The sequence below is a fragment of the Steroidobacter flavus genome (assembly GCF_042651805.1).
GTDB classification, from domain to species: Bacteria; Pseudomonadota; Gammaproteobacteria; order Steroidobacterales; family Steroidobacteraceae; genus Steroidobacter; species Steroidobacter flavus.
Genome location: NZ_JBHSDU010000014.1, coordinates 1,095,159 through 1,111,400 on the forward strand (window position 1 = coordinate 1,095,159; position 16,242 = coordinate 1,111,400).

13 protein-coding genes are annotated in these 16,242 nt (G+C 61.2%); 5 read left to right on the plus strand and 8 right to left on the minus strand.

Features of this window, described 5'->3' with window-relative positions:
- Positions 1 to 32 precede the first annotated feature (32 nt).
- The 8 genes from fba to ACFPN2_RS27195 are packed head-to-tail and all read right to left on the minus strand — an operon-like array spanning position 33 to position 8,700.
- Positions 33 to 1,091: a class II fructose-bisphosphate aldolase gene (gene fba, locus ACFPN2_RS27160; RefSeq protein ID WP_380602490.1), complete on the minus strand. Its 1,059-nt coding sequence runs from the start codon at positions 1,089 to 1,091 to the stop codon at positions 33 to 35.
- The gene (gene tkt / locus ACFPN2_RS27165) at positions 1,088 to 3,136 is read right to left on the minus strand and encodes a transketolase (RefSeq protein WP_380602492.1); all 2,049 of its coding nucleotides are present in this window, start codon (positions 3,134 to 3,136) and stop codon (positions 1,088 to 1,090) included. Before tkt ends, fba begins: the two co-directional genes overlap by 4 nt.
- The gene (gph, locus tag ACFPN2_RS27170) at positions 3,133 to 3,846 is read right to left on the minus strand and encodes a phosphoglycolate phosphatase (protein ID WP_380602494.1); all 714 of its coding nucleotides are present in this window, start codon (positions 3,844 to 3,846) and stop codon (positions 3,133 to 3,135) included. The genes tkt and gph overlap by 4 nt, the downstream gene beginning before the upstream one ends.
- Before the next feature lie 12 nt (positions 3,847 to 3,858).
- A complete protein-coding gene (locus ACFPN2_RS27175) occupies positions 3,859 to 4,782 on the minus strand; it encodes a phosphoribulokinase (RefSeq protein WP_380602496.1) in 924 nt (307 codons plus the stop codon).
- 9 nt (positions 4,783 to 4,791) lie between these two features.
- On the minus strand, positions 4,792 to 5,865 hold the full coding sequence (locus ACFPN2_RS27180) for a class 1 fructose-bisphosphatase (RefSeq protein ID WP_380602498.1): 1,074 nt from the start codon (positions 5,863 to 5,865) through the stop codon (positions 4,792 to 4,794).
- Complete coding sequence (cbbX, locus tag ACFPN2_RS27185) at positions 5,862 to 6,785, minus strand: CbbX protein (protein ID WP_380602500.1); 924 nt, start codon at positions 6,783 to 6,785, stop codon at positions 5,862 to 5,864. Before cbbX ends, ACFPN2_RS27180 begins: the two co-directional genes overlap by 4 nt.
- Positions 6,786 to 6,787: 2 nt before the next feature.
- The gene (locus tag ACFPN2_RS27190) at positions 6,788 to 7,204 is read right to left on the minus strand and encodes a ribulose bisphosphate carboxylase small subunit (RefSeq protein WP_380602502.1); all 417 of its coding nucleotides are present in this window, start codon (positions 7,202 to 7,204) and stop codon (positions 6,788 to 6,790) included.
- 20 nt (positions 7,205 to 7,224) lie between these two features.
- Positions 7,225 to 8,700: a form I ribulose bisphosphate carboxylase large subunit gene (locus ACFPN2_RS27195; RefSeq protein WP_380602504.1), complete on the minus strand. Its 1,476-nt coding sequence runs from the start codon at positions 8,698 to 8,700 to the stop codon at positions 7,225 to 7,227.
- A gap of 171 nt (positions 8,701 to 8,871) precedes the next feature.
- Here ACFPN2_RS27195 and ACFPN2_RS27200 point away from each other — a divergent pair, with 171 nt between their 5' ends.
- From ACFPN2_RS27200 to ACFPN2_RS27220, 5 genes are all read left to right on the plus strand, one after another.
- Entirely contained in the window at positions 8,872 to 9,819 is a 948-nt protein-coding gene (locus tag ACFPN2_RS27200; protein ID WP_380602506.1) for a LysR family transcriptional regulator, read from the plus strand.
- 111 nt (positions 9,820 to 9,930) lie between these two features.
- The gene (locus ACFPN2_RS27205; RefSeq protein WP_380602508.1) at positions 9,931 to 11,295 is read left to right on the plus strand and encodes a glycoside hydrolase family 27 protein; all 1,365 of its coding nucleotides are present in this window, start codon (positions 9,931 to 9,933) and stop codon (positions 11,293 to 11,295) included.
- A 97-nt stretch (positions 11,296 to 11,392) separates the two neighbouring features.
- A complete protein-coding gene (locus ACFPN2_RS27210; protein WP_380602510.1) occupies positions 11,393 to 11,908 on the plus strand; it encodes an RNA polymerase sigma factor in 516 nt (171 codons plus the stop codon).
- 3 nt (positions 11,909 to 11,911) lie between these two features.
- Complete coding sequence (locus ACFPN2_RS27215; protein WP_380602512.1) at positions 11,912 to 12,991, plus strand: FecR family protein; 1,080 nt, start codon at positions 11,912 to 11,914, stop codon at positions 12,989 to 12,991.
- Between the two features lie 75 nt (positions 12,992 to 13,066).
- Positions 13,067 to 16,237, plus strand: a complete 3,171-nt coding sequence (locus tag ACFPN2_RS27220; protein WP_380602514.1) for a TonB-dependent receptor — start codon at positions 13,067 to 13,069, stop codon at positions 16,235 to 16,237.
- Positions 16,238 to 16,242: the final 5 nt, after the last annotated feature.

Below are 16,242 nucleotides of genomic sequence, written 5' to 3' on the forward strand. Positions count from 1 at the left end.
ATCGCGGCATTGGAGCCTTATTCGATGGCCTGTCACGCGATCTTGCGAACCGGCTTGCGATAACGCTCCGCCATCTTCTCCAGCGAAACCGCCTTGATCCTGCTGGCCTGACCCGCCGAACCGAACGCTTCGAAGCGCGCTCGACAGATCTCTCTCGCGGCCGCCGTGGCCTGGCTCAGGAACTTGCGCGGGTCGAACTCACCGCGATCCGTATTCATCAGGCGACGCATCGCGCCGGTCATCGCAATTCGGATGTCCGTGTCGATGTTCACCTTGCGTACGCCGTTACGGATCCCTTCCTGGATCTGCTCGACCGGCACACCATACGTCTCCTTGAACTCACCGCCGTGCTCGCGAATGATCGCCAGCCACTCTTGTGGCACCGACGACGAGCCATGCATCACCAGGTGCGTGTTCGGAATACGTTCGTGAATTTCCCGGATGCGCGAGATCGCCAGAATGTCTCCGGTCGGCTTGCGCGAAAACTTGTACGCGCCATGCGACGTGCCAATCGCGATCGCCAACGCGTCGACGCCCGTTTGCTCCACGAAGTCCACGCATTGAGCCGGATCGGTGAGCAACTGATCGCGCGTCAAGACGCCTTCCGCGCCGACGCCATCCTCCTCGCCGGCCATGCCGGACTCGAGCGATCCCAGACAACCCAGCTCACCCTCGACCGACACACCCACGGCATGCGCCATCTCGACGACCTTCGCCGTGACGCGCGTGTTGTACTCGTACGGCGCGGGCGTCTTCATGTCTTCTCGCAACGAGCCGTCCATCATCACACTGGTGAAGCCCGAGCGAATGGAGCACTGACACACGGCCGGACTCGCGCCGTGATCCTGATGTAGAACGATGGGAATGTGCGGCCATGTTTCAGCCGCGGCGAGAACGACATGCCGCAGAAACGCCTCGCCCGCGTACTTACGCGCACCGGCGGAGACTTGCAGGATGGCGGGACTGTCAGTCTCGTCCGCCGCCTGCATGATCGCCTGCACCTGTTCCATGTTGTTGACGTTGAACGCCGGCATGCCGTAGCTGTGCTCGGCGGCGTGATCGAGCAATTGTCTCAATGACACCAGGCTCATGAGGGTCCCCCGCTAGCTATCACCGTTTTGACCGCCTCGACAACTCGCTCAGGCACGAACTCGAAATACTTCATCAGCTCCGAAGCCGGTGCCGACTCGCCGAAGCGATCGATGCCGATCACCCCGCCGCGGCGTCCCACATACTTGCGCCAGATATCCGACACGCCCGCCTCGACAGCGACGCTGGGCAGCTCTATCGGTAATACCTGTGCTCGATAGTCGGCGTCCTGGCGGTCGAACACAGTGGTCGACGGCATCGAAACAACGCGAACCGGAATCCCCTCACCCACCAGCCTCTTCTGCGCCTCGACGGCAAGCCCCACTTCAGAGCCCGTCGCGATGATGACGGCACGCGGTTCGGCGTCCGGCTCCACCAGCACATAGCCGCCACGACGGATGTTTCCAATCGCCGCCGGATCTCGATTCTGGAACGGCACATTCTGTCGACTGAGCACCAGGCTCGTTGGGCCATCGTCGCGCTCGATTGCGGCGGTCCACGCGACCACGGTCTCCAAAGTGTCACAGGGGCGCCACACATCCATGTTCGGAATCAATCTCAACGTCGCGACATGCTCGACCGGCTGATGCGTCGGCCCATCCTCGCCAAGACCAATCGAATCGTGCGTGAATACAAAGATCGAGCGAATCCGCATCAACGCCGCCATGCGCAGAGCGTTGCGACAGTAGTCCGAGAACGTCAGGAACGTTCCGCCGTAGGGAATGAATCCACCATGCAGCGCCAGGCCGTTCATGATCGCGGCCATGCCGAACTCGCGCACGCCGTAGTAAAGATAGTTGCCGCCGCTCTTGCTGGTGATGGCGCGCGATCCCGACCACAACGTCAGATTCGAGCCGGCAAGATCGGCCGAGCCTCCGATCAATTCCGGGAGTGACGGAGCGACGCCTTCGATGGCTTCCTGCGACGCCTTGCGTGTCGCCACCGTCGCGGCCTTCGCATGCGTACGCGCCATCAACCGACGGACGTTCTCCGCAAAGTCACTCGGCAGTTCTCCCTGCATGCGACGCTCGAACTCCCGACTCAATTGCGGGTGCGTGGTGGCGTAGGCCGCCAGTTTCTCGCTCCAGGCGTCCTCGTAGATCGCGCCCGCCTGCCGGGCATCCCACAGCTCATATATATGTGCGGGAATCTCGAACGGTCCGTGGGTCCAGCCCAGCGCCTCGCGAGTGGCGGCGATCTCTTGATCCCCGAGCGGAGCGCCATGTGCATCGTGCGTGCCGGCCTTGTTCGGCGAGCCTTTGGCGATGACGGTCTTGCAACAGATCAGCGAGGGCTTATCGGTCATCGACTTCGCGGCTCGAATCGCGTTGTCGACGGCTTCGCTGTCGTGCCCGTCCACATTCGGAATGACATGCCAGCCGTAGCTTGTAAAGCGTCGCGGCGTATCGTCGGTGAACCAACCCGAAACATGGCCGTCGATCGAGATGCCGTTGTCGTCATAGAAGACGATGAGCTTGCCCAGTCCCAACGTCCCGGCTAGCGAACAAGCCTCGTGCGAGATCCCTTCCATCAAGCAGCCGTCACCGAGAAACACATAGGTGTGATGGTCGACTATCTCGCAGCCCGGTCGATTGAACTGCGCGGCGAGCACCTTCTCCGCGATTGCCATGCCGACTGCATTGGCGATGCCCTGCCCCAGCGGCCCTGTCGTTGTCTCCACGCCGGGCGTGATGCCGTACTCGGGATGCCCCGGCGTTCTCGAATGCAACTGACGGAACCGTTGCAGCTGTTGCAGCGGCAGGTCGTAACCCGTCAGATGCAACAGCGAGTACAACAACATGGAGCCGTGCCCATTCGAAAGCACGAAGCGATCCCGATTGAACCATTCCGGATTCGCCGGGTTATGGCGCAGATGCCGTTGCCACAACACTTCGGCAATCTCGGCCATGCCCATCGGCATGCCGGGATGACCGGAATTGGCCTTCTGCACGGCGTCCATCGCCAATGCACGAAGCACGTTGATTCCTTCGTGGCGCGGTCCCAGAGCGCGCGGCCGCGATCTCTGCAGGTCGACTTCGGCACTCATGGGATGGCCCTCAATGCACGAGTCCCACTCCGAGGACGCACGCTCAGCTCCATGATCTCACTCACGTTGCTGACGATGGCATCCGGCCGCAGCTCTTCCAGCGGTTGATCGCGGTGATAGCCGTAATCCACCGCAACGACCCGACATCCCGCCGCATGCGCCGCTTGGATATCGGCGCGCGAATCGCCGACCAACAACATGTCGATGGGCTCGACCTCGGCTTGAGAGCAAGCCGAATACAGCAGCGACGGGCTCGGCTTTCGATCCTCGGGGCGATCGGGACATAACAATGCGTTGAAGAAGCCGCTCAAGCCCGCCAGCTCCAGCAACGGCTGCGCGAACTTGCGTTCCTTGTTGGTCACACAGCACAAGGTGAGCCCCGCCGTGCGCAGCGTGTGCAGCGTCATCACAACGTTGGGATAAATCCGACTGCGCTGGAACACGCGTTGCCCGTACAGATCCCGGAACAACATCGACGCCATCTCCAGCATCGGCGCATCGGGCGTCACGCCGGCTTGCTGCAGTACCTTTTTTACGAACTCATCGATGCCGGCGCCGATCAATCCCGGAATGCGCTCGTCCGGCAGCGGACGGCCGCCAAGCATGACCAACATCATGTTGGCTGCCGCGCCGAGATCCGGCGCGGTGTCGATGATCGTACCGTCCAGATCGAACGACACGGCTGCGACGCAGTCGATGAGCTTCGGCATGATGACCTCGAGTCAGAAAGTGGGCTCCAGTAATGCGTGCGTGGAACGTTGCGACCGGCGCGCCAGCGATTCCTTGCGTCGCTCGATCAGCCGCATGATCATCGGCGTGAAAATCAGTTGCATGGCCAGATCCATCTTGCCGCCCGGACAGACGATGGTGTTTGAGCGGGACATGAACGAGTCGTGCAACATCGCCAGCAGATAGGGAAAGTCGATGCCCTGCGGGTTGGCGAAACGAATGACCAGCATCGACTCCTCCGGCGTCGGAATGAACCGTGCAATGAACGGATCGGACGTGTCGACGACCGGCACGCGCTGAAAGTTGATGTGCGTGCGTGAGAACTGCGGGCAGATGTAGTGCACGTAGTCATGCATTCGACGCAGAATCGTGTCGGCCACTGCTTCGGTGGAATAGCCGCGTGTGGACTTGTCGCGATGTAACTTCTGAATCCATTCGAGGTTGATGACCGGCACGACGCCGATCAGCAGATCCACATGCTTCCAGATCTCGATGTCCTCGTGAGCGGCCGCGCCATGCAGGCCCTCATAGAACAGCAGATCAGTCGTGTCGGGCAGGTCCTCCCATTCGGTGAACGTGCCCGGCTTCTGTCCGTACGGTGCGGCCTCCTGGTCGTCATGCAGATACTTGCGACGGCGGCCCCGGCCGTTCTCGCCGTAGCTTCTGAACAGGCCGTCCAGCTCGGCGAACAAGTTTGCGTCCGGCCCGAAGTGGCTGAAGTACTGATCGCCGCGAGTGATTGCATCGGCCATTTGCTGCTTCATCGCTACGCGGTCGTAGCGATGAAAGCTGTCGCCTTCAATGAACGCCGCGGCGATCGATTCGCGACGAAAGATCTGTTCGAAGGTCCGTGAGACCGACGTCGTGCCGGCACCGGAAGAGCCCGTACATGCGATGATGGGATGTGTGGCTGACATGACCGTTACCTATGCCGGACTTCGAAGCACGCTGCGGGTACCGAACAACGGCGCCTTGAATTCAAAGTCATTGCACTCGGCGTGGTAGCGCTCGATGCGCTCCACTTCCGCGCGTGCGCCGAATATGAAGCCAATGCGCTGATGCAGGCTTTCGGGCTTGACGGTCAGCACCGGCTCGCGGCCCGTGCTGGCGCGTCCACCCGCCTGCTCGATCAGAAAGCCGAGCGGGTTCGCTTCGTACAGCAGTCGCAGGCGGCCCGGCTTGGTCAGATCCCGCCGATCGCGTGGATACATATAGACGCCGCCACGCATGAGAATGCGATGAGCTTCAGCCACCACAGCGGCGACCCAGCGCATGTTGAAGTCGCGACCGCGCGGGCCAGCCGCTCCTTCCTGACATTCGCGCACATAGCGCGTGATGGGCGATTCCCAGTAACGTGAATTGGAAGCATTGATGGCAAACTCCGAGGTGGTTTCCGGAATGCGCAGATCCGGATGGGTCAACATGAACTCGCCGATCTCACGATCGAGCGTGAATCCGTGCACGCCGCGTCCCGTGCTCAACACGAGCATGGTGGACGGACCGTAGATCGCGTATCCCGCGCACACCTGTTCGGTGCCTGGCTGTAAAAAATGCTCCTCGGACGGGTCCGTGACACCGTCAGGACAGCGCAGCACGGAGAAAATGCTGCCGACGGCGACATTCACGTCCACGTTCGAGGAGCCGTCGAGTGGGTCGAACAGCAACAAATATTTGCCGGTGGGAAACTCCGCCGGAATCGCGTAAGGCTTCTCCATCTCTTCGGACACCATGCCGGCCAGCTGACCGCCCCACTCGTTGGTGCGAATGAAGATGTCGTTGGTCAACACGTCGAGTTTCTTCTGTACCTCGCCCTGAACGTTGACGACACCGGCATCGCCGTACGCGCCGGACAGCGCGCCCTTGCCGATGAGCGTGGCGATACGCTTGCACGCGAGACGCACGTCATTCACCAGCGCGGTGAAGTTGCCGGTCGCATTCGCGTGACGGCGCTGTTCCTCGATCAGGAATCGGGTCAACGTTCTGGGCGCGGGCGTCGTCATGGTTGCAATTCTCCCTGTCGTCCTGGGGGTGGGGTCTCGGCGAACACGCGGCTGGCTCGGATGTCCGCCGCTTCGATCGTCATGAGATCGTTCCTCGCAAGCGACGCGTCGCGCTTGTTGAACAAGCGGCTGGCTTGTCGCAAGCGTGCGCGGTCCAGCGCATTGCGAATGGATCGGGCATTCGCGAAATGCGGCAGCGTTTGTCGGCGCTCGATGTATTCCTCCAGCGCGGTCCGGGCGTCGGCGCTGAGCGAGTACTGCATCTGATCGAGCATCAGGTCGGCAATGGCGAGCAGCTCCACCGCCGTGTAGTCCGGGAATGCGATGTGATGCGCGATGCGCGAAGACATCCCGGGGTTGCTACGGAAGAAGCGATCCATGCGGTCTTCGTAGCCGGCCAGAATCACGACCAGGTCGTCGCGATGGTTTTCCATTTCCTGCAACAGGATTTCGATGGCTTCCTGGCCGTAGTCGCGCTCGTTCTCCGGTCGATATAAGTAGTAGGCCTCGTCGATGAACAACACGCCGCCCATGGCGCGCTTCAGCACTTCCTTGGTCTTCGGCGCGGTGTGGCCGATGTATTGGCCAACCAGATCGTCGCGAGTGACGGCGACCATGTGACCTTTGCGAACGTAGCCGAGCCGATGCAGGATCTCGGCCATGCGAAGCGCGACGGTGGTCTTGCCGGTGCCGGGGTTGCCGGTGAAGCTCATGTGAAGCGAGAGCGCTTCGGTGCTCAAGCCCGCCTGCTTCCGCAAGGTATCGACGAGCAGCAGTGCGCAGATGTCACGAATGCGAGTCTTCACTGGAGCGAGGCCGACCAGCTCGCTCTCGAGCTGATCGAGCACGTCGGCGACGTGCGAGTCGCGGAAAGCGGCTTCGAGGTTGAAGTCGTCTGTGTTTTTGAGCACAGAGTTCATGGCTAATACCGGTGCCCTTCGGGCCGTCGCGTCGCGTACGACCGCATCGAATACCTCACCTCACGGCCCGGTCCCTCCTCGCGCAGCAGCTCGAAGCCAGGCTCGTCTTGCGGTCGCGCGACGATGAAAGACAGTCGCAGCGACTCGATGCCGCGGGTCGAATCGAACGCATTCACCTTGACGTATCGATTCGGAAACGTGCGCCGGCATTCATCCACTTCGCGCATGATTCCGGCTGCATCTTTCAGATCGAACATCGGGTTGCCGTACATTTCCCAGTACGTGTTACGAGGATGCGGATCCTCGGTATGCTCGACCGACACGGCCCAGCCACGTTGCAGGCAGTATTCGATCTGCGAGCTGATCTGCGCGTCCGTGAGATCGGGAAGAAAGGAGAAGGTGCCTTGAGTAAGTCGCATGGCTGTGCTCTCTAATAAGATCAAGCGGCCGCGGTCGGCGTCGGAACAAAATCAGGTGTATCGGTGCTCGCATAATCGAACGTGACCTCGCCCCACGTATCCAGCGCTGCCCGCAGCGGTGTGCAGTGCTTGGCAGCGTCGGAAAGAATCGCCGGCCCTTCGCGCCAGATGTCCCGCCCTTCGTTTCTCGCCAGCACCATCGCTTCGAGCGCGACCCGATTCGCAGTGGCACCGGCCGCGATGCCCATCGGATGACCGATGGTTCCACCGCCGAACTGAAGCACGGTGTCATCGCCCAGATAAGTCAGTAGCTGGTGCATCTGTCCCGCGTGAATGCCACCCGATGCGACCGGCATGATGCCGCCCAGTCCCGCCCAGTCCTGTTCGAAGAAAATGCCGCGCTGTAAATCCACCGGGTTGTGCGGCTCGCGCAGCACGTTGTAGAAACCTTGCACCGTATTTGGATCGCCTTCGAGCTTGCCGACGATGGTGCCGGCGTGCAGATGATCCACACCCGCAAGCCGCATCCACTTGGCGATAACGCGGAAAGAAACGCCGTGATTCTTCTGCCGCGTATACGTGCCGTGACCCGCGCGATGTAGATGCAAGATCATGTCGTTCTTGCGAGCCCAGCGTCCCATCGACTGAATGGCGGTGTAGCCGATGACCAGATCGATCATCACGATGACCGACCCCAGTTGCTTCGCGAACTCGGCGCGCTCGTACATGTCCTCCATGGTCGCGGCGGTGACGTTGAGGTAGTGACCCTTCACTTCGCCGCTCACAGCCTGAGCGCGATTGACCGCTTCCATGCAATTGAGAAACCGATCGCGCCAGTGCATGAAGGGCTGCGAATTGATGTTCTCGTCGTCCTTGGTGAAGTCGAGCCCGCCTTTCAGAGCCTCGTAAACGACGCGCCCATAGTTCTTGCCAGACAGGCCGAGCTTGGGCTTCACCGTCGCGCCGAGCAGCGGCCGGCCGAACTTATCGAGACGCTCGCGCTCGACGATGATGCCGGTGGGCGGCCCTGCGAAGGTCTTCACATAGGCGACCGGAAAACGCATGTCTTCCAAGCGGAGCGCCTTGAGCGGCTTGAAGCCGAACACGTTGCCGATGATGGACGCGGTGAGATTCGCGACTGAGCCGGGCTCGAATAAGTCCAGGTCGTAGGCGATGTAAGCGAAGTATTGTCCCGGAGCGCCGGGCACCGGCTCGACCTTGTAGGCCTTGGCGCGATACCGATCGCAAGCAGTCAATCGATCGGTCCACACCACCGTCCACGTTGCTGTTGACGACTCACCAGCCACCGCCGCGGCGGCTTCGTTAGGATCCACACCTTCCTGCGGTGTGATTCGGAACATCGCCAGCACATCGGTCTCCTTAGGCCGATAGCCGCTGTCCCAATACCCCATTTGCGCGTACTTCAACACACCTGCCCGGTAGCGCTCGGCCGCCGGATCCGACGCAGTGCGATTACCGATTCGTTTCATGGCCATCGAGCCTCGTTAGTGCCGCCAACCTGTGGGGCACAATGTGGCCGCGCGAAGCTTATTAGGTCCAATTGGAAATAGTTGACCTCTGGATAAGATTCTCTTATTAAACAGCGACTCGGGCATCCTGCCACTCGCGCTTTGGCGCAGAGGGGAATCGTGCATTGGGGAATCGCCATGCGGAACATCACCTTGAGACAGATGCGGGTGTTCGCCGCCGTTGCGCGCTACCGCTCTTTCACCAAAGCGGCGCGCGAGCTGCATCTCACGCAGCCGGCGATTTCTCAGCAGATCAAATTGCTCGAGATCGAAGTCGGGCTGCCGCTGCTCGAGCATGTCGGCCGCCAGATTCATCTCACCGCGGCGGGCGATGAGCTGTTGCGTTATGCCTCGCAAGTCACCGAGCTGCTGCGTGAAGCCGGCGAATCGCTCGCGGCCATGCGTGGTTTGAAACGAGGGGTGTTGAAGCTGGGCGCGGTGAGCACGGCGAAATATTTCGCGCCATCACTCCTCTCTGCGTTCTCGCCCGCCTATCCGGAAGTCACCATTCGTTTCTCGGTGGGCAATCGGGAAGAAATCATCCAGCAGCTGGCGGCGAACGAAACGGACCTGGTCATCATGGGCCGGCCGCCCCGTGAGCTCATCACCATCGCCGAGCCGTTCGCGAAACATCCGCTGGTCGTCATCGCCTCGCCCACTCATCCGCTCGCGGGCAAGCGTCGCATTCCGTTGGAGCGACTGGGCAGCGAGAACTTCATCATCCGCGAGGAAGGCTCCGGCACGCGTGCGTCGATGGAGCATGTCTTCAGCAAGCGCGGCGTGCCGATCCGCGCGCTCATGGAAGTCAGCAGCAACGAAACCATCAAGCAAGCCGTCATGGCCGGCATGGGCATCGGCTTCATTTCCATCCACACCGTGGGCCTGGAGCTCGCGGCCGGCAAGCTCGTGCTGTTGAACGTAACCGGCCTGCCGCTGATCCGCGACTGGTTCGTGATTCACATGCGCGACAAGCGCCTGTCGCCGATTGCCGTGGCGTTCCGCAGTTTCCTGCTCGAGAAAGGCGCGGCGATCATTCACAAGACGGCCGAGGAAAGCCGCTCCATCCTGCGCGCCGCCGGCGGTTGAGCGCCCGGTTGCATCTTCCGGAATTACTCATACAATTAAATCCGTCAGGACGGTAACCGCTTCGGCGGCCATCGCTCTTAGACAGGACCAGTAGTCGGGGGACGCACGACAGTGTCGACAGGAATCAATCGCCGCGAATTGCTCGCGGCCACGGGTGCGCTTGGCCTGCTTTCTCAGAGCACCGCTTCGAGCGCGGCACCGGCATCGAATAGCGCGACGCCGCCGCTCGCCCCCACTCCGCCAATGGGCTGGAACAGCTGGAATTCTTTTGCGACGACCATCACTGAGGAACAAGCCATCGCGAACGCCGAGATCATGGCGCGCGAGCTGAAGCCGTTCGGCTACGACATCTTCACCATCGACATCCAATGGTATGAAGGCGCAGCCACGGGCTACGACTACAACACCAAGCCCATTCCGACGATGGACGAGCACGGCCGACTGTTGCCCGCGCCGAATCGATTTCCGTCGAGTGTAAAAGGTGCCGGGTTCAAACCCATCGCCGACAAAGTCCACGCGCTTGGATTGAAGTTCGGCGTGCATCTCATGCGCGGCATTCCGCGACTCGCGGTCGAGCGCAACCTGCCAATCCTCGGCGGCAAATGGAAAGCTCGCGACATCGCGAACACCAATAGCGTTTGCCCATGGAACCCGGATATGTACGGCGTCGACATGAGCAAGCCCGGCGCGCAGGAGTACTACAACAGCGTGTTCGCATTGCTCGCCTCCTGGGACATCGACTTCGTGAAGATGGACGACATGAGTCGACCTTACGACGCGAATGCGCCGGAGATCGAAGCCGCGCACCGAGCCATTCAAGCCAGCGGCCGCCCGATGATCTTGAGCCTGTCCCCCGGCGAGACGCCGCTCGCAAGTGCTGAGCACGTGCGTCGTTACGCGCAGATGTGGCGGATCAGCGATGATTTCTGGGACGAATGGCCGCAGTTGAAAGCACAGTTCACACGACTGGAGAACTGGTCGATGTTCCGTCAGCCCGGTCGTTGGCCGGACGCGGACATGCTGCCGCTCGGCCGCTTGCAAATGGGCAAGCGCGATTGTCACTTCACGCCGGACGAGCAACGCACATTGATGACGTTGTGGTCCATCGCCCGCTCGCCGCTGATCATGGGCGGCGATTTGCGACACCTCGATCCCGCGACGCTCGCGTTGTTGACCAATCGTGAAGTGCTCGCAGTCAATCAGGCGAGCCGCGACAACAAGCCGGCCGCGCTCATCGAAGAAGTTCGCACCTGGACCGCGCGTGCCGAACGAGGCGAGACGCGTTATCTCGCCATGTTCAACGTCAGCGACAAGGCCGACTCGAAGCAAGTTCACTTCGATCTCTCGCGTCTCGGACTGAAGTCCGCCAAGGTTCGAGATCTCTGGGCCAAACGTGACATCGGCACCGTTCGCGATCGTGTGTCCGCCACTCTGGCCCCTCACGCCTCCCTGCTCTACGGCCTCACGCCGACGTAGCTCAGAAAAAGTGCGTCGACGCGGTAACCAGATTCGCGGCGATCGCTCTTAACACTGCAACAGGGTTACGACTTCACGGGCCGACATCCGGAGAACCATGTCAGCCGAGGCTGCTCGCGCATTGATTACCGGCTTGGTTGCCAGCCACGGCGTGAAATTGCGCCGTTTCCTGCTGCTGCGGGTCCGCAATGCCGCCGACGTGCCTGACATGCTGCAGGAGGTATATCTCCGAATGTTACGCGTGCCAAACGTGGAGTCGATCCGATCGCCGGAGGCTTATCTGTTCACGGTCGCGCAACATGTGGTTCAACAGCACTCGCTTCGACAATCGGCGGCGCCGCCGTCGGTCGAGTTGAGCGAGATGTTGAACTCCGCTCGAGCGGTCCCCGACGTGGATCCGGTGCTCGATCTGGACGCGCAACAGTGCCTGGAACAATTGCAGTCCGAGCTGGATCGATTGTCACCGAAGCTGCGCGCCACCTTCCTGCTGCATCGTCGAGACGGCCTGTCGCTGGAAGAGATCGCCGAACGACTCGGCATCTCGCTGCCGATGGTGAAAAAGAACCTCATGCAAGCCCTGGTGCAACTCCGCCAGCGGCTGGAGCGAGGTTGAGCCATGCCGCGCACTTCGTCCGCCAGGCTCAACGCGCAGATCTACTCCGAGGCCTCGGAATGGTTTGTGAACTGTCGCAGCGGCGCACTCGACGATGACAAGCGTCGCAAGTTCGACGCCTGGCTGCGTCAGTCGCCCCAGCATCTGAGTGCTTATCTGGAGCTCGCCGCAATCTGGGATGAAGGCGCGACGCTCGATGCCGAACGCCGTTGGGACACCGAAACACTCATTGCCGAAGCCCTGGCCGATCAAAGCAACGTCGCGACGCTGATCACCTCGCCCACCGTGCGGGCCCCCACGTCTATTTCTCACGCACGGTGGGCGGCGGTGGTCGCCTTCATCGCCATCGGCCTTGCCGCCTTTGTCTGGGTATATCTGTTTCGCGAGCCCATCTACGTCACGCAGATCGGCGAGCAACGCTCGATCACCTTGTCGGACGGCTCGACCATGGAGCTCAACTCACGCTCCAAAGTTCGCGTTCGCTATTCCGAGCATGAGCGCGCATTGGAACTGCTCGAAGGTCAGGCGTTGTTTCGTGTGGCTCACGATACGTCGCGACCCTTCATCGTCACCAGCGACGGCACGCGAGTGCGAGCGGTAGGAACGCAGTTCGATGTGAACAAGAAACGCGAGGGCACGGTTGTGACAGTCGTCGAAGGTCGAGTTTCCGTGCTCACGGAGGTGCCCGATGCCCGCATCGATCCGGTCGCGGTCAACGTCACTGAATCGATGCCGCAGCTTCCGAATGAAAGTGGCGCGGGCATCCTGCTCGCCGCGGGCGAACAAATTTCGGTCAACGACAAGGCTGCGCAAAAGATTCAGCAGCCCGACGTCGCTCGCGCCATCGCCTGGACTCAGAAACAACTGGTGTTCAAGGCTGCAACGCTGACCGAGGTCGCCGAAGAGTTCAACCGCTACAACCAGCGGCCACTCGTCGTGCAGGACCCGGAGCTGTACGAGTTCCACATCAGTGGCGTGTTTGCGTCGAGCGATCCGGGCGCGTTGCTGCAATTCCTGCGCGAGCGCGCCGGCGTGCACGTGGTCGAGAGCGACACCGCGATTTATCTGACGAAACAACGGTAATTGAGCCCGTCGCACAGACGACGGCCCGAATGAATCGAGAACGAGCCTGGCGCAAGCTTGAGGCTGGGGGATGTCATGCGAGTAAGCGTAGCAGCTGTTTGCCTGGCGCTGATGGGATTGTCCGGCACGGCCGAATCGCAAGCCTCGGTCAGGAAACAAACGGATATTCCGTCGCAGGGCCTCGGAGTGGCGCTGCAAAGCCTGGCCAAGGAGCGCAGCTTTCAGCTCGTGTATGTCTCCGAGGAGGTCGACGTTCTGAACACTCAGGGCGCCGTCGGCGAGTTCACGCCCGAAGAAGCACTCGCGAAGCTGCTCGCCGGCACCGGCCTCACCTTCAAGTATCTCAACGAGCACACCGTCACGATTTTGCCGGTCGCGCCAGCTGCACCCGTGCGCGAACGGCCCAGCAACGAAGAGTCCGGAGATCAACGCGTGCCACGCATCAGCAGACCTTGGATTGTGAAGAACGTTCGTCTGGCGTCGGCGGCTTCGGCCGTCATGTTCGGTGTCGCGAGCGGCCCCGCCGCCGCGCAGTCCACCGCTTCGCCGCAAGACCTCGAAGAAGTCGTCGTCACCGGCATTCGCAGCAGCTTGCGCCAGGCGATGGAGATCAAGCGCGACTCCGATCAAATCGTCGACTCGATCGCCTCGGAAAGTCTGGGCAAGTTTCCAGACACCAACATCGCCGAGTCCTTGCAACGAATCACCGGCGTCTCCATCGATCGCAGCGGTGGCGAAGGCCAAGCAGTCACGGTGCGCGGCTTCGGGCCGGAGTTCAATACAGTGCTGCTCAATGGGCGCCGACTCGCTTCGGACACCGGTGCGCGCTCGTTCAACTTCGATGTGCTGCCGGCCGAGCTGATCTCGCGTGTCGACGTGTACAAGAGCGCAACGGCATTGCTTCAGGAAGGCGGCATCGGCTCGACGATCCTGCTACACACGCCGCGCCCGCTGGAGCTTGGCGATTTCAAGAGCATTCTCTCCGCCAAAGCGCTGTACGAAGATCTCTCGGAGCACACGAGCCCGGAAGCGTTCGGCATGATCAGCGATACGTTTGCTGACGGACGCATCGGCCTGCTCGCCTCGGCGTCGTACCAGAGGCGCAAGAACCGCTCGGAACGCATTCTCACCGACGGCTATCTCACCGCACCTCGCGACAGCATGACGCTAATCGCGAACAATCTGGCCGCCCAGGGATACTCCGCTGACGATCAGTTCTTCATTCCGCAGAACCTCAATGTGAGCCCGGTGGATGAGGATCGCGAACGAATCAACGCCAACGCCACGTTCCAGTATCAGATTTCAGACAAGGTTCGCCTGACCGTCGACGGCATGTACGATAAGTTCAGCGTGTTCACCGAGGCGAACTCGCTCGGCTTCTTCGTCACGCCCTCCATCATCACCAACGCAACTTTCGACGAGCATCGAACGGCGACGAGCATCACGCAGACGATCGACGCCGCCGTCGACTTCACTCGGTCGGAGCGAGATCGCCCCACGGACATCTACGCCGGCGGTCTAAATCTGGCCTGGGATGTGAGCGACAACGTCAACGTATCTCTCGACTCGTCATGGTCGCGCGCCAAGTCCGGCGGCGCTGAAGGCACCAACGTCGCGGTGGTCGGCTTCCGCAAAGACATCTACACATTGTCGTACGCGCCGAATGGCATTCCCTCTGTCACAGGCGTGCCGTCAGCAGACTATGTCGATCCGAGCCTGCCCGTTGCGCACTTCAACCTGCGCGGCACCGGCGGTGGTCCGCTTGGCGGCGGCGCCGATCTCGAAGATGAGATCTTCGAACATCGTATCGAGGCGCAATGGCAGCCCGACAGCGATCTGCTCAAGCGCGTCACGGTCGGTGGTTACTATGCCAAGGAGAAGCAGAGCCGCGACACTCGACTCTCGGATAACAACATCCTCTGCATGTACTGCGGCTACTTCGTCGGCATTCCCGATAATTTGATGCGACCGTTCAACGTCGGCTCCGGGTATCTCGGCGGCCGCGTGTCGGTGCCTTCGGCGTGGCAGGCGTTCGATATCAATCCCCTGCTCGCTTATCTCGAGTCCTCGGCCGCTGCCAGCGCGCGTGACGCTGCACAAGGCTTGCCGCCGGGAAGCACGTTGGCCGAGCTCGCTGCGAGCAACGGGTTCGAGATTCATCAGCGGCCGGACTCCTCGCGTGTCGAAGAAGAAGTCGCTTCGTTGTATGCCGATGCGAGCTTCGAAGGCTCACTGGCCCAGATGCCCTGGAATCTCACCATCGGCGCGCGTTATGTGCGCACCGAGACGACAGCCTTCGGTATCTCACAAGCGCTGCAGGATCTGGTCAACAGCGGCGACCCGACGCTCTACACGACCGTGCTTGGCGAAGCGGTTACCGTCAGCCAAACGAACAAGTACAACGATTTCCTGCCGAGCTTGAGTTTCCGATTGAATGTCACCGACGACGTGGTGTTGCGCTTCGCTGCTTCGAAAACTCTCACTCGTCCGCCGCTGGGTGCATTGTCGCCGCGTCTGGTGATTGGCACGACGCGCCCCGGCAACTTGCAGGCATCGAGCGGCAATCCGGATCTGAAGCCGTTCAAGTCCAAGAACGCGGATCTGTCGGCCGAGTGGTACTACCAGGACAACGGCTTCATCACCGTCGGCGTGTTCTACAAAGAAGTGCAGAACTTTCTGGTGAACACCGTCGAGAATCGGCCGCTGCCCATCGCCGACTCGGACAATCTGTTCACGGGCGATCCGGTGTTCGAAGTCAGCCTGCTCGACAATCTGGAGAGCGCGACGGTCAAGGGCGTCGAGATCGGCGTACAACACAGCTTCGACTATCTGCCCGGCGTCTGGAGCGGTTTCGGCCTGGGCGCGAATGCAACGCTGGTCGATAGCGGCGCCGAGCTCAACGTCGACGATGTGTCACAAACGTTCGCGCTCGAGGGCCTGGGCGATTCCTATAACGTCGTCGGCTTCTACGAGAACGGTCCGCTGGAAGTGCGCATTGCCTGGAACCGCCGCGAACGTTTCCTGCGCACCGCCGTCGGTTTCGGCGGCGAGCCTACGTTTGTTGAGCCGTATCAACAGATCGATGCCCGCGCCAGTTTCGCAATCAGCGACCACTTCTCGGTGTTCGCCGAAGGCGTGAATCTCGGCAACGAGATCCAGCAGCGCGTGGGCCGTTACGACAATCAGATCCTGCTGCTCGAGGAGACCGGTCGTCGCTATACCCTCGGAGTCCGCGCCGAATTCTGACGTCG

What these genes read in the sequence shown, in the direction of transcription:
- ACFPN2_RS27215 (WP_380602512.1), top strand. Translation starts at nt 11,912, where the DNA reads ATGCCGCGCACTTCGTCCGCCAGGCTCAACGCGCAGATCTACTCCGAG.
- ACFPN2_RS27210 (WP_380602510.1), top strand. Translation starts at nt 11,393, where the DNA reads ATGTCAGCCGAGGCTGCTCGCGCATTGATTACCGGCTTGGTTGCCAGC.
- fba (WP_380602490.1), bottom strand. Translation starts at nt 1,091, where the DNA reads ATGAGCCTGGTGTCATTGAGACAATTGCTCGATCACGCCGCCGAGCAC.
- ACFPN2_RS27180 (WP_380602498.1), bottom strand. Translation starts at nt 5,865, where the DNA reads ATGACGACGCCCGCGCCCAGAACGTTGACCCGATTCCTGATCGAGGAA.
- ACFPN2_RS27200 (WP_380602506.1), top strand. Translation starts at nt 8,872, where the DNA reads ATGCGGAACATCACCTTGAGACAGATGCGGGTGTTCGCCGCCGTTGCG.
- cbbX (WP_380602500.1), bottom strand. Translation starts at nt 6,785, where the DNA reads ATGAACTCTGTGCTCAAAAACACAGACGACTTCAACCTCGAAGCCGCT.
- ACFPN2_RS27175 (WP_380602496.1), bottom strand. Translation starts at nt 4,782, where the DNA reads ATGTCAGCCACACATCCCATCATCGCATGTACGGGCTCTTCCGGTGCC.
- gph (WP_380602494.1), bottom strand. Translation starts at nt 3,846, where the DNA reads ATGCCGAAGCTCATCGACTGCGTCGCAGCCGTGTCGTTCGATCTGGAC.
- ACFPN2_RS27195 (WP_380602504.1), bottom strand. Translation starts at nt 8,700, where the DNA reads ATGGCCATGAAACGAATCGGTAATCGCACTGCGTCGGATCCGGCGGCC.
- tkt (WP_380602492.1), bottom strand. Translation starts at nt 3,136, where the DNA reads ATGAGTGCCGAAGTCGACCTGCAGAGATCGCGGCCGCGCGCTCTGGGA.
- ACFPN2_RS27220 (WP_380602514.1), top strand. Translation starts at nt 13,067, where the DNA reads ATGCGAGTAAGCGTAGCAGCTGTTTGCCTGGCGCTGATGGGATTGTCC.
- ACFPN2_RS27190 (WP_380602502.1), bottom strand. Translation starts at nt 7,204, where the DNA reads ATGCGACTTACTCAAGGCACCTTCTCCTTTCTTCCCGATCTCACGGAC.